10 protein-coding genes are annotated in these 13,489 nt (G+C 71.2%); 5 read left to right on the top strand and 5 right to left on the bottom strand.

The genetic code is table 11. The features are described from left to right. Nucleotides 1–152: 152 nt before the first annotated feature. The 4 genes from ACFVSN_RS32025 to ACFVSN_RS32040 form a co-directional block, all read right to left on the bottom strand. Nucleotides 153–4,208: an amino acid adenylation domain-containing protein gene (locus ACFVSN_RS32025; RefSeq protein ID WP_387957094.1), complete on the bottom strand. Its 4,056-nt coding sequence runs from the start codon at nucleotides 4,206–4,208 to the stop codon at nucleotides 153–155. Nucleotides 4,209–6,425: 2,217 nt separating this feature from the next. Further along, entirely contained in the window at nucleotides 6,426–6,764 is a 339-nt protein-coding gene (locus tag ACFVSN_RS32030; RefSeq protein ID WP_387957095.1) for a MazG-like family protein, read from the bottom strand. 86 nt (nucleotides 6,765–6,850) lie between these two features. Next, on the bottom strand, nucleotides 6,851–7,555 hold the full coding sequence (locus ACFVSN_RS32035) for a peptidylprolyl isomerase (RefSeq protein WP_380440013.1): 705 nt from the start codon (nucleotides 7,553–7,555) through the stop codon (nucleotides 6,851–6,853). A gap of 96 nt (nucleotides 7,556–7,651) precedes the next feature. Then, nucleotides 7,652–8,434, bottom strand: a complete 783-nt coding sequence (locus ACFVSN_RS32040) for a TetR/AcrR family transcriptional regulator (RefSeq protein ID WP_387957096.1) — start codon at nucleotides 8,432–8,434, stop codon at nucleotides 7,652–7,654. A gap of 94 nt (nucleotides 8,435–8,528) precedes the next feature. Between ACFVSN_RS32040 and ACFVSN_RS32045 the strand changes: the two genes are divergently transcribed. Continuing rightward, nucleotides 8,529–9,194, top strand: coding sequence for a CatB-related O-acetyltransferase (locus ACFVSN_RS32045; RefSeq protein WP_380501736.1), 666 nt, complete (start codon nucleotides 8,529–8,531; stop codon nucleotides 9,192–9,194). A gap of 66 nt (nucleotides 9,195–9,260) precedes the next feature. Further along, a complete protein-coding gene (locus ACFVSN_RS32050) occupies nucleotides 9,261–9,758 on the top strand; it encodes an EamA family transporter (RefSeq protein ID WP_387957097.1) in 498 nt (165 codons plus the stop codon). Between the two features lie 13 nt (nucleotides 9,759–9,771). Here ACFVSN_RS32050 and ACFVSN_RS32055 read toward each other — a convergent pair whose 3' ends face one another. Further along, nucleotides 9,772–10,347 carry a hypothetical protein gene (locus ACFVSN_RS32055; RefSeq protein WP_387957099.1) on the bottom strand — a complete coding sequence of 192 codons (576 nt, stop codon included), beginning with the start codon at nucleotides 10,345–10,347 and terminating at the stop codon, nucleotides 9,772–9,774. Between the two features lie 202 nt (nucleotides 10,348–10,549). Here ACFVSN_RS32055 and ACFVSN_RS32060 point away from each other — a divergent pair, with 202 nt between their 5' ends. From ACFVSN_RS32060 to ACFVSN_RS32070, 3 genes are all read left to right on the top strand, one after another. Next, nucleotides 10,550–11,623, top strand: coding sequence for a sensor histidine kinase (locus ACFVSN_RS32060; RefSeq protein WP_387957219.1), 1,074 nt, complete (start codon nucleotides 10,550–10,552; stop codon nucleotides 11,621–11,623). 41 nt (nucleotides 11,624–11,664) lie between these two features. Then, nucleotides 11,665–12,360 (top strand): response regulator, encoded by a 696-nt coding sequence (locus ACFVSN_RS32065; protein ID WP_380440021.1) that lies wholly within the window; start codon nucleotides 11,665–11,667, stop codon nucleotides 12,358–12,360. A gap of 669 nt (nucleotides 12,361–13,029) precedes the next feature. Continuing rightward, complete coding sequence (locus ACFVSN_RS32070; protein WP_030060100.1) at nucleotides 13,030–13,389, top strand: NADH-quinone oxidoreductase subunit A; 360 nt, start codon at nucleotides 13,030–13,032, stop codon at nucleotides 13,387–13,389. The last annotated feature ends 100 nt before the right edge of the window (nucleotides 13,390–13,489 follow it).

Raw genomic sequence — 13,489 nt, forward strand, 5'->3', positions numbered from 1 at the left:
TCGGATGTGGTGGCCCGGCCCGGTGTCCGGTGTGACGCCCGGTGTGGTGGACGGGCTCGGTGTCCGAGGTGGTGTCCGGTGTGGTGGCCGGGCCCGGTGTCCGGTGTGACCGGTGTGGTGTCCGGGCCCGGCGTCCGGTGTGGTCGACGGGCTCAGTAGTTCGGGACCTTGACCAGCGTTCCGGTGCCCTCGACGATCTCCGGCAGGTAGACCCGCTCGTTCCAGGCCTCCTGCTCGACCGGCTCCAGGGCGATCGACACGGCGCCCTCGTCGACCGAGAACGCGGTCTTCACGGCGCTGGTGATCGCCTCGACCAGGTCGGAGATCTGCTGCGGGTCGAGATCGTTCGGGAAGTGCTTGATGTTGACGTGGGGCACGCCGGTGACCTTCCTCATGAGCCGTGCGGACTTGATCGCGGAGGTGAGTTCGTCGATTCCGCCGGAGCGGATCAGGCCGTAGTGGTCGGCCTTCAGCTGGGTGATCGTGGGGGCCTGCGCGGTCAGCGCGTAGCCCGAGTCGATGAACGAGGGCTGGTCCGCGTCCGCCCGGAACACCGTGACCGGCGCCGAGACGGTGCGCTCGGCCAGCTCCTCGGGGGCGTACTCGAACAGGAAGGTCCGCCACACCACGTCGGTGATCCGGCGCACCAGGTCGCGCTCCAGGTGCTCGAAGCGGCCGCAGACGAAGTCGACGAAGCTCGCCCCGTCGCGCGTCGCCGCGATGCACTCCTCCACCGCCGACTGCTCCAGGTTCCCGGAGAAGACGGAGTAGAGGATCGCGACGAACGTCGGGTCGGTGAAGCTGGCCGCCGCGTCGGCGGGCGCCTCCAGGTGCGCCTCCACCGGGGGCTTGCCCGGCGCCAGGAGGATCACCTCGTCGACCTGCTCGCCGGCGCGCTCCAGCTGGTAGGCCACCTCGAAGGCGACCCGGGCACCGAAGGAGTAGCCCCACAGCGTGTACGGGCCCTGTGGCTGGACCTCGCGGATCAGCTCGATGTCCCGGGCGACCATCTCGTCGAACGTCGGGTAGGCGGTCTCGCCGGCGTTGATGCCGTGGGCCTGCACACCGAGGAACGGCGACGTCAGGCCGAGCCGGCTCGCCAGCAGGCGCAGGCTCATCGGGTAGCCGCCGAGCCCGGGCCAGCAGAACACCGGCCGGCGGCCCTCCTCCCCGGCGCGCAGCCGCACCAGGCGCGACGACGCCGTCGACGGCTCGCGGTCCACCCGCCGGGCCAGCTCGGCGATGGTCGGCGCCTCGAACAGCACCTGCAGCGGCAGCCCCGCGCCGAGCTCCTTGTTGATCCGGCTGATCAGGTTGACCGCGGTCAGCGAGTGCCCGCCGGAGCCGAAGAAGTCGTCGCGGATCGAGACCCGCTCGTGCTTCAGCACCGTCCGCCACAGCGCCGCGATCGCCTCCTCGGTGGGCGTGCGCGGCAGCACCACCGGCGCATCGGTGTCGTCCACCGCCGCCTTGTCCAGCTCGCGCAGCGCCTGGTGGTCGACCTTGCCGTTCGGGGTGAGCGGGAAGGCGTTCAGCACGGTGACCCGGTTCGGCACCATGTACGGCGGCATCGCGTCGGCGAGGTTGTCCTTGACGATCTCGGCCGGCCCGCGCATGTGGACCGAGTCCTCCTTCATGCCCTCGCCGAGCCGCTGCTCCTCGCTGATGCGGCCGCCGACGGCGAAGTAGGAGGCGGTCTCCGCGCCGAGCCCGACGATCTCCGCGATGCGGCGGGCGGCCGACAGCGGGTTGCCGGTCTCCGAGCTGTAGCCGGAGGACATGAGGCCGAGGCCGACGTCGTTCATCTGCAGGCGCTGCAGCTCGCGGCCGAGGTCGGTGTAGCGCTGCCAGGGCTCGTCCGCGCGGCCGAGGATGCTGACCCCGAAGGCGGCGCGCTGGTACACCTCCTGGTTGATCGCGATGACGTGCTGCTTGCGCACCAGCTCGTCGGACACCTTGACCAGCTCGCCGTCCGCGTAGCGGTACTGGCCCGCGGGCAGGTCGGCGATCCGGCCGGGGTGGGCCTGCACGTAGAGCTCGACCGGGTCGGCGACGGCCGGGGCCGCGGCGCTCTCCACCTCGTAGGTGGCCAGGTAGTAGTCCTCGCCGGGGCAGCCCAGGAGGTCCTTGACGGCGGGCTCGCCGGCCCGGGCGGTGATCCGCAGGCCGTAGCCGGGCAGCACGTGGTCGAACAGGCCGACCATGTGACCGGCCTCGAACTGCAGGACCTCCTGGACGTTGTTGAGGTAGACCGCCTCGATGGCCGACCGGCTCCCGACGAAGTGGGCCTTCAGCCGCGGCTGCCCGGCGGGGGCCGGGGCGATGAGCACGAGGCTGTGGTCGACCGGGTGGAAGTAGTAGTAGCCCGGTTCGAGGCCCGCGACGCCCGACAGCTCCAGGTAGAGCTGGGTGGCGTACAGCGAACCCGGGGAGGCGTAGCCGTACTTGGGCAGCAGCCGCTCGGCGCTGGTGAACCGGCCGAAGTTGCGCAGCAGCGCGCCGAGTTCGGCCGGCGTGAGGGTGTCCGGCGTGCGGGGCGCGGACGCCGTCGCGCCGACCGGGCGGGCGAGCAGGTCCAGGACGTCGTCCCTGGTGACCTCGCCGCCCTCGTAGAAGCGGTACGTCTTGCGGGCGAACGCGGTGCGTCGCTGCTCGGGCGTCTCCTGGCGACCCTCCAGCGCCACGGCCGGCAGGCCGGGCTCCTCGCGCACGCCGAGGCCGGCGAGCTGCGCCTTGAGCTGCACCTTGCTCTTCTTCGACTGGTGGTGGGCGCCGTGGTTGCCCTGGTCCATCAGCGAGGCCTGGTTGGGGTCGAGTTCGATGAACGCGATGAGGTTGGCGCCGGTGCGCTGGTCGTTGCGGACCAGGACGGCGGCCCGCTTCACCCAGTCGTGGGACTCGATGGACACCTTGATCTCGTCCAGCTCGACCCGGAACCCGCGCAGCTTGACCTGGCTGTCGGTGCGGCCGAGGAACTGCACGGTGCCGTCGTCGTTCCAGCGGGTGAGGTCGCCGGTGCGGTACAGGCGGTCGTGGGCGGGGTCGTCGGAGAACGGGTTCGGGAGGAACCGTTCGGCCGTCAGGTCGTCGCGGTTCAGGTAGCCGCGGGCCACCTGGACGCCGGATATGTACAGCTCGCCCGACTCGCCGGGCGCCACCGGCTTCCGGTCGTGGTCGAGGATGTGGAAGTCGAGGCCCCGCACCGGGTGCCCGATCGAGATGTGGTCCGGACCCTGGCGTACCGCGTCCCGGTCGACCGTGAGCGCCGAGGAGTTGATGGTGCACTCGCTCGGGCCGTACAGGTTGATCAGGTCGCAGTCCGGCAGCGCGTCGAAGACCTCGACCGCGAGGCTCTTGGTGAGTGCCTCGCCGCCGCTGAAGATCTGCGTCAGGGACGTGCAGCCCGGCAACCGGCCACTGTCCACCAGGGCCTGAATGAGCGTCGGGACGCCCTGAATGGTCGTCACCTCGTGGGCGGTGATCAGGTCGAGCAGGCCGTTGGGGTCCGCGTAGACCCCGCGCTCGCTCATCAGCACGCTCGCGCCGCAGGCGGGCGCGAGGATCTCCCACTGGGCCGCGTCGAAGCTCAGCGGCGTCTTCTGCAGCACCGTCCGGGTCCGGCCGAGGCCCTGCTCGTCGGCCATCCAGCGCATCTGGGCGACGATGCTGTGCTGCTCGACGCCGATGCCCTTCGGGTTGCCCGTGCTCCCGGAGGTGTAGATGACGTACGCGAGGTCGTCGCCCCGGGTGGGGCGGCGGGCTTCTGCGGCGGGGATGGCCGTGTCCGTGCCGGTCTCGTCCGTGCCGGTCTTGTCCGGGCTGCCGAAAGCGCCGGCGGCCGCCTCGGCGAGGGTGATGATCCTCGTTTCCGGCGGTGCCATCGCGGCCAGTCTGGATGTCAGCGCAGCGTCGGCCAGGATGACCTTCGTGCGCGAGTCCACCACCATGTACCGAACGCGTTCGTCCGGATACTCGGGTGACAACGGCAGATATGCGGCGCCGGCGTGCAGCACGCCCCACACACTGGCCATCAGATCGACCGACGGTTCCATGTAGATGCCGACCGGCTCGTCCGGCCGTACGCCGAGTTGCCGCAGGTGGTCGGCGATGTGCTCGCTACGGTCGCTGAGCTGCTGGAAGGTCAGTCGATCGGTGCCGCAGGAAACGGCGGTCCGGTCGGGCTGGACGAGCGCGGCCGCGCGCAGCATGTTCGAAAGAGTCAATTCCTCGGACCCCGTGAATATCGCCATCATTCCTCGAATTCGTCATTCTTCGAGCACATAGCCGACAAGGGTGCATGCCAAATAAGGCCGACGTCATAAAATGCGGGCGCGGCCGACCGCCTGTTGTCGCGACGCACGGACCCGGCGAAGAGGGCATGCGAAAGCGCGCCAACAGGATGCCAAAAAAAGAATTACGTGGGCATGACACTAGCTCGAACAGTCGCGGTCTCTAAGGCAGTTCCCGTGACCGCGCGGCGTCCAGCTGCTGCTCAGGCTGAAACGGATCGCGTACAACAGAGGTTCGGACGCTCCCCCGCGCCCACTTCAAGACACAACACTACGCCTCCCCCTCGACAGTTGATGGCCGGCAAGTGAATAGTCGGATCCGTGGTGGTTGCATCCGCTATCCGGGCCGGTCAAACGTCCCCCGTCGGCCGTGACTATAAAACCGGAAGACTCGTGTTGTAAATCCCCGGAGACGCTCCGTGGTCGGCCTTGGCGGATCGCCCGCGTGCAGCTCAAGCCCGGCGAGCTGCGCGGATGCCGCGCCCGGGACGCCCCTGCGGTGGGTGTCCGCAGTGTGACCGTCCGGAGCCGTTTGCCATGGTCATGGGGGATGGCCGTCGGCCGCCGGGGATGGTTGGGAGCCCCTCCGGGGTGGTCGCGACACGCCTTCCGTGCTGCGGAATCCTCTTACGCGCAGTCGTGATTCGATGACTTTCCGTCAGGATTTCACCGGCTCAAAAGCCCATGTGTGATCGTCGCCACATTCGTTGAATGGTGGCCGATCCATCCGGGTGGCCCCGCATTGCCTTGGCGGTTTCTTGATGGCCGTGATGATTGCGCCATGCTGATTGCCGTGGAGGCAAGTGCCGGCGGGGTGTCGGCGGGCTATCCGGTGGGCCGGATTGACTGCCGGTCAGATGTTGAGCATGTACATGCTTGATCCTGCCCTGGAGGGGAGGGATTCACCCAATGTTGGTCTGGCGCAACAGTTTTGAAACGCAGTCGGGTGGAGGGTGCTGGGGTGGCGGCGATGGCGGGGGCGGGGGTGATGGCGGGGGCGGGGGTGATGGCGGGGGCGGGGGTGATGGCGGTGATGGTGGCGGCGATGGCGCGGGAGGGGGCGGTGCTGGGGTGGCGGGTGGTGCCGCGGTGGCGGGTGGCGCCGGGGAGGGTGCGGCCCTCTGCTCGCTGGCCTGCCCTGCCGCCGCTCGCGAACGGGGAGTGTTCGCCGTGGCGCGCGGGAGTGGGCGAGAGGTCGCGAGGCTCCGGGGCGGTGGCGGTGGCGGCTGCGGGGGCGGTGGCCGTGAGGGCTGCTGGGTGAAGGGGGTGGGTGTCGGCGCGTGTCGGCTCGAACGCCGGAGGTCGCTGAGACCCGATCACCGCCATCCCTCCTCGCCCTTGTGGCACTGTCGCTATTGCAAGTTACTCGCAATAGCGAGTTGGGTGCAATCGTTGACCCCTCGATGGAGGGTGTCGATGCGGGGTGTGCTCGCTCCTGCCGTGCTCGGTGTGCGCGACGGTGCTGTGGTGCCGCGGTGCTGTGGTGCCGTAATGGTGTGCGGCGGTGCCGTGCGGGACGGAGTGCGATGGACGTGGGACGCGCTGGCGCGAGGTGGCGGCCCGCCGGGTGCGGCGGCGCTTGGCGCGGATGCGGCCCGTGTCGGCGGCGAGCGCGTCGAGGTGTCTGGCGATGTGCGGCGGTCGGAGATGTGGGGCGCGGCGCTGCGACGGTGCGGTGCCGTGGTGTGCGGTGGTGCGTGAACGTGAACGCGGCCCCTACGAGGTCGACGGGCGGCGGGTGCAGCGGCGGTGCGGCGTGCGGCGTGCGGTGGCGCGGCGTACAGCGTGCGGTGCGGCCTTCAGTGGCGCTCGGCGCGGGTGTGGTCCGCGTGGGGCCGGCGTACGACGGCCGGTGCGGTGGTCCGGGTCGGCTCGTGCGTACGTTTTCGCCTGCGGGATGGCAGGGCGCGGCGGCGCTTGGCGCGGTGAGCGCCGGAAGGGCCGCGGGCGGTACGGGTCGAACGGTGTGGAACCGGCGCCTCCGCCGACGGCGCAGGTTAGGCGCACTCTCGGCGGACGGGGCCGCGACCGCTCGCCGGTGAGGCGATGGGGCCGGGCCGTTGGCTCAGGTTAGGGACCGGTGGTCCGGTCGTCAACGGGGTTGACGGAAACGCGGCAGAAAAATATGACGTGGCATCAACTTGCCTCAGGGGTTGCGCGACTGGCGGCCGAGCGCTGCTCGACGTAGGCGAGCCGGTCGGCGAACACCCGGGCCGCGTCCGGGGTGAGCGTCCGCAGGGCGACGAGCGCGGCGAACACGACGTCGCAGAGCTCGTGCTGGACGTCCTCCCAGTCGTGGGTGACCCCCTTGCGCGGGTTCTGGCCGGTGGCGCCGATCACCGCGGCCCCGACCTCGCCGACCTCCTCGGAGACCTTGAGGATCCGCAGCAGGCGCTCCTCCTGGGGCGACTGCGTGCCGTTCGCGTCGAGCCAGGCGACCAGGTGGTCGACGCTCTCCCAGATCCTGCTGTCCATGCGGCGCTGCTCCCGTCGCTCCCGTGCGGTGTCGTTGGTGCTGCCACCGTACGGGAGCGGCGGAGCGCCACCCGGGCTGCTGGCCGTCAGCGGTCGCTGATCTTCACGTGGCGGATGTCCACCGGCAGGGTGGGGTAGCCGTCGCCGGGCCCGTTCTGGTCGTCCTCGCCGCCCGCGGCGATCTTCTGCAGGACGTCCAGGCCCGCGGTGACCCGGCCGAACGGGGTGTAGGCGGGGGAGAGCTTGGTGTCCTTCCAGACGAAGAAGAACTGGCTGCCGTTGGTGTTCGGCCCGGCGTTGGCCATGGCCACGGTGCCGGCCGGGTAGGTGGCGCCGGTCAGGTTCTCGTCGGGGAAGGAGTAGCCGGGGCCGCCGCTGCCCGTTCCGGTCGGGTCGCCGCACTGGAGGACGTAGATCCGCTGGGTGGTGAGACGGTGGCAATGGGTGCCGTCGAAGTAGTCGTTCTCGGCCAGGAACCGGAACGAGAACGTGGTGCAGGGGGCCTTGTCGGTCAGCGCCTCGAAGGTGATCCGGCCCTGGTTGGTCCGCAGGGTCGCACTGTAGGGCTCGGCGGCCTCCTCGGGGTCGAAGGCCGGGATGCCCTTGAAGTTGTCGGCCGGAACGGCCGGGGTGTAGGTGCAGGCGGCGCTCGGGGCCGGCGAGGGGGTGTCCGCCACGGCGGTGCCGGTGCTCGCGACGAGCGGGAGGACGGTGGCGGCGGCGACCAGCGCCCACTGCTTGCTCTTCACGTGACGGGCCTTCCGGGGGGTGGTGGACGGCAGGATTGTCATGGAGGCATCATCCACGGGCCGGTGGGGTTCCGGTAGGGGGTGGTGTGGCTCCGGTTTCGATGGCGGCTGCTGTGCCGGCGTGGTGCTGGCGCAGCGTCAGTTTCCATTCGGGGTTTGATGGTTGGTCGCTGGCAGATCGATGGTCGGGGGCGCGGTGGTGTGGGGCGTCGCGGTTCGGGTTGCGGTGGTGCGGGGCGTTGCGGTTCGGCTCGCGGGGGCGGGGGCGGGGGCGGCCGCGAACAAGCCGGCGCGGGCCGCCAGGGCGGCGGCGTCTGCGGCCCGCTCGGCGGTGAGGGCGTCGAGCGGCTCGCCGGTGACGAACAGGCGGTAGTAGAGCGGGGCGGTCGCGGCCCGGACCACCTCGGCACCGTCCGTGCCGGCGGGCAACTCGCCCCTGGTGACGGCTCGTTCGGCCACCTCGGCGGCCTGTTCGTGGTGGGCCGCGAAGAAGGCGCGGAGGGCGGCTGCCCCGGTGTCGGAGCGCTGGGCGGCCGCGATCAGCGCCGTGGGGGTCTGGCCGAGCTCGGGGTCGGTGAAGACGGCGAACACCTCATGGGTGATCCGGCGGAGGTCCTCGCCGAGGTCCCCGGTGTCCGGCAGAGGCCAGGGCTGGTCGGCGGAGGCGGTCAGGGCGTCCGCGACCAGTCCGTCCACTCCGCTCCAGCGCCGGTAGAGGGTCGCCTTGTGGACGCCGGAGCGGGCTGCGACCGCCTCGACGGTGAGGCCGTCGTACCCCTTCTCGGTGACCTCGGCCAGCGTGGCCGCGACCACGTCGGCCCGCACCCGGGCGCTCCGGCCGCCGGGGCGGGCGGCCGGCGTGCGCAGGGTCGCAGTGTCCGGGGCCGGGGTTGAGGTTGGGGTCTCGGGAATCTCGCTCAAAGTCGACTCCAGTCGCGTTAATGCTTGCCGGGCTGGTGTGGCCGTGCCATGCTCATCGTAATGCGACGGGAGTCGCATTACGAGAGGAGCTCACATGCCCGCCGTGACCACCCCCGACCCGACCGCCCTCCACCCCCTCCCCGGCCACGACCGCGTCGTCCTGCTGCGCCCCCTCGTCAAGGACCCCAGGATCGAGGTCGGCGAGTACACCTACTTCGACGACCCCGACGGAGCCACCCGCTTCGAGGAACGCAACGTCCTCTACTCCCACGGACCCGAACGCCTGGTGATCGGCAAGTACTGCGCCCTCGCCACCGGCACCCGCTTCCTCATGGCTGGCGCCGCCCACCCGGCCATCGGCGTCTCCACCTTCCCGTTCACGATGTTCGGCGGCAGCTGGACCGAGCAGACCCTCGACATCGTCACCGCCCTCCCCAGCCGGGGTGACACCCACGTCGGCAACGACGTCTGGTTCGGCTACGGCGCCACCGTCCTGCCCGGCGTGCGCATCGGCGACGGAGCGATCATCGCCGCCGGAGCCCTCGTCACCTCCGACGTCGACCCCTACACCGTCGTCGGCGGCAACCCCGCCCGCCTGATCCGCCGCCGCTTCCCCGACGCCGACATCGAGCTCCTCCTGCGCGCGGCCTGGTGGGACTGGCCCGTCGACCTCGTCACCGCACACGTGCGCACCATCATGTCCGGCACCCCGGCCGACATCGCCGCGATCGCCGAGGACCGCGGCCTGCTCGCAGCCTGACCCGCGGCCCGGCTCCCCCTGCTCACCGGCGGCGGACTCCGCCCACCCGCCCTCAGTGGCGTTCCGGTGCTCGGCGCAGCCGCCGTCGGCTCCGCATACGTTCCGGCGATGGTCCGCTCCCGGGCCGTCCGGAACACCGACGCGCTGGCCGTGACCTGGGGGCAACCCGCCACCGCCACCGGGGTGTTCGCAGTGGCCGCGCTGTCCGTCGGCCCCGCGCCGTGGACCGCCGCCGCCTCGTACGGGCCGGCCCGGTGGGCCTGGCTGCTGCTTCTGTCCTTGTTCTGCACGCTGTTCTCCTTCTTCCTCCAGATGTGGGCCGAGCGGGCCACACCGCCGTCCTGGGGGAGCCTGCTGCTTGGCACCCAACTGCTCCGGGCCGCCGTCTTCGGCATCACCATTGCCGGGAACCGGATGGGCCCGCTCGCACCCTTCGGCGGAGTCCTGGCGCTCGTCGTGACCGAGTGGGGCCGGCGCACCGCCCTCGTGCCGCGCCCGGCCGCGGGGGAGAGGGAGGGAGCGCCCGACGCGGCGGCGCCGAGCCCGGAACCGGCCCGGGGCTGACCCGCTGCCCGCGTCATCGGTGCCACCGCACCGTCCGGCGGGCGTAGTCGATGGCGACCGCGCCGAGCAACGGGCCCCACGCGACCAGGGGCAGATAGGCGAGCGTCATCACGACGGCGGCGACGCCGTGCGGCGAATCCGCCTCGGCCAGGTTCCGCGCCCACCCGCCGAACAGCGCCGTTGCCCCCAGGTCGGTGAGTATCGCCGAACCGAGCAGGGCCGGCACGACGGCGGCGAGCGGCCGGACCCGGCGGCCGCCCAGCAGCGGAACCCACCTGGGCGCCACCAACCCCCAGGGCCGGACCAGGCCCAGGGTCAGGAAGGCCAGTGCCTCGGCCAGGAGGCTCAGCACCACGCAGTAGACCGTGCCCCAACCCGGCTGGTGCGCGTCGAACGCCGCGGCCGTCGCACCGCTGAAGCCGACCGGGGCGCCGAAACCGAAGGCGATCCGCCACAACCCCGAGGGGACGGTGGAGAGGACGGCGGCCTTGGCGGCGAACCGGGCCCAGCGCGGGGCGGGCGGGACGTCCGGGGCGGCGACCGGAGCCCGGTGGGCGGTGCCGCGGGCGTTGATCACGAGCTTCGACACGAGGGTGCCTCCCTTCGGCACCGACCCCCGTGGCCGGTGCGACGACTCAAGACTGGAGGCCCGCCAGGGGTCCGCAACAGCTGCCGATCGGCAGGTTCTCCCTGCTCAACCGGCCTGCGAAATATGCCGATCGGCACAGGCGCACCGCCTCGGCGGCGTCGTAATGTGACGGCAGTCGAAGAGCCGAGGAGAGGTGGTGACGATGACTCAGATCCTGTCCGGGGTCGTCCTGGTCCTGGCACTGCCGGCCTGGGCGGCGCGGGGGCGGTACGGGGCCGCGGCCGTGACCATGGCACTCGGAGCGGCGTCGCTCGTGGTCACGTTCGCCGTCTGGCTCCTCGGCCGGTGGGCGGAGGGCGATCGCTGGGCCGGGCTGGCCGGCCTGGTCGAACTGGCTGTCCTGCTCCTGGCGGTGGTCCTCGGCCTGCGCACCGAGGACGGGCCGCGCTGCGCGGTCGCGGCCTGGACGGCCTGCGGAGCCGTCGCCCTCTGGCTGACCCGTTTCGCGTTCCTCGAAGGCCCGGGGGACGTGCTCACGATCTTCGGCTTCGGCTCGATGCTCTCGCTGCCGGCCGTCCTGATCGGGCTCTACCTGCGGGGCCTGGACGAGGGACGCGCCAATGCGGTGGTCGAGGCCAGGCGCGCCCAGCGGCTCGAACTGGCCCATGACCTCCACGACTTCGTGGCGCACGACGTCAGCGGCATGGTCGCCCAGGCCCAGGCCGGGGCGTACCTGGCCGGGATCGATCCGGCCCGGGCGGCCGAGATGTTCCAGCGAATAGAGCAGGCCGGGCAGCGGGCCCTGGCCTCGCTGGATCGGACGGTGCAGCTGCTGCGCAGCGAGGAGGGCGGCGGCCGGGCCCCGCAGCCCGGACTCCTCGAACTCGCAGAGGTGGCCGAGCGGTTCACCGCGACGGGCGGCGCCGAGGTCACGCTGGAGCTGCCGGAGGAGCCGGTGCCGCGCGAGGTGGAGGGCACCGTCCACCGGATCGTGGTCGAGTCCCTGACCAATGTCCGGCGACATGCTCCGGCCGCGCGGGCGGTCGAGGTGCGGGCCCGGCGTACCGGTGGACGGCTGGAGCTGACGGTGACCAACGACGGTCGGAACCCGGGCCAGGCCGGGCGGCCGCGCCACGGCGGCGGCAGCGGACTGCCGGGGCTGGTGGCCCGGGTCGAGGCCCTCGGCGGCTCGCTGGAAGCGGGCCCGCACGAGACGGAGACCTGGCGGGTGACGGCGGTGCTGCCGTTGGAGGAAGCCGGCACGGGGCCGGCGTGATCGTGGAGACCGACGCGGGTCGGCAACGGGGAGGTACGGGAATGGGCAGTAGCGCAGGGCCGGTCCGGATCCTGATCGCGGACGACCAGGCGGATGTCCGGAGCGCGTTCCGGATGATCCTGGACGTCCAGCCGGACATGGTGGTGGTGGCGGAGGCCGCGGACGGCGCCGCAGCGGTGGCGGAGGCACGGAGGCTGCGACCGGACGTGGTGCTCGCGGACATCCGGATGCCGAAGCTCGACGGGCTGGAGGTGACCCGGCAGCTGGCCGACGAGTGCAAGGTGATCGTGGTGACCACCTTCGACCTGGACGACTACGTGCACACGGCACTGCGGTACGGGGCGGCCGGGTTCCTGCTGAAGCGCTCGGGGCCGGTGCTGCTGATCGAGGCGGTGCGGGCCGCGATGGCCGGGGACGCGTTGATCAGCCCACAGATCACCGTCCGGCTCCTGAAGCACATGGCGCTTCCGGGCGCGGAGCCGAAGCCGGGCCCGGGCGCCGCGGCCGCTGCGGCGGCACTGACGACGGTCGGCCCGGCCGAGGAACTGACCACGAGGGAAAGGGAGATCGCGGAACTGGTGGCGGACGGCGCGACGAATGCCGAGATCGGAGCAGGACTGTTCATTTCACCGGGCACGGTGAAGAACCACCTCGCCAACATCCAGCGCAAGCTCGATGCCCGTAACCGGGTGGGCATCGCGGCGTGGGTCTGGGAACAGGCAGCCGGCATCCGGTAGCCGGGGCCAGAGGCAGAGGCAGAGGCAGAGGCAGAGGCGAGGGCGCAAGGGCGCAAGGGCGAGCGGGGCACGGGAGCGCGGGACGCGGGCCCGGGGCAGAGGGAGCGCGCGGAGGTCGGGGTGCCGCGCGCTGGGCCAGGCATGGCCCAGCGCGAAACGGGCGAGGGTTGGGCGGGCGGCGGGCGGCGGGCGGCGGGCGGCGGGCGGGGTGGGGGGAGGGGGAGGCCCCAAGAAGGCATTCGCGCGCTTGTGAACGAAGGGTCAAGCGAGCGTTCACCCCCCGGCCACCCCTGCGAGTGAGCCGCTATAACACGTCAACATGGCGCCCGGAAATTTGCCTCTGCCGGAGCATAGTTGATATAGGAGCGAGGCTCTGACCTGCCGCTTCACAAGTAAATGCGACTGGTTGTGACCATTTGACTGCTTTGCGTTGACAAAACTGGGCATGTTCGCATTCACCCTCATTCCAGGGGTGTCGTAGATCACAAAGATCCCGGCGAACTGCGTGTCGCAGATCACAAGCCGACAGGCATAGGATGCGCTCGTTCCAGGCTTTGTGAACTGCCTCACATGAGGTGGATCTCGGGAACTGGAGCGCGGGTTCACCTCAGCGTGACCCGCCGGTTCCGATCTGCAGTCAAGGACGACTGGACGGAGGGAGCGGGGGCTATGAATGCCTACGCGCCGATCCTCGTACTCGGTGCCATCGCGGCGGCGTTCGCGGTCGGCTCCGTCGTGATGGCCTCACTCACCGGCCCCAAGCGCTACAACCGGGCCAAGTTGGAGGCGTACGAGTGCGGCATCGAGCCGACCCCGCAGCCCGTGGGCGGCGGTCGGTTCCCGATCAAGTACTACCTGACGGCGATGCTCTTCATCGTCTTCGACATCGAGATCGTCTTCCTCTACCCGTGGGCGGTGACGTTCGACGCCCTCGGGATCTTCGGACTGGTCGAGATGCTCCTGTTCATCGCCACCGTCTTCGTCGCCTACGCCTACGTGTGGCGGCGCGGCGGCCTGGAGTGGGACTGAGCGCGGGCCCGCCCACCCGTCGGCGGTCCGCCGGGCGTCCTCGCGACCCCTTGTGAACGAGCGGACAAGCTCCGTCGGACGAACGACCTCCGCCGAGCGG

It is taken from the genome of Kitasatospora sp. NPDC057904, from assembly GCF_042887925.1.
Lineage (GTDB): Bacteria > Actinomycetota > Actinomycetes > Streptomycetales > Streptomycetaceae > Kitasatospora.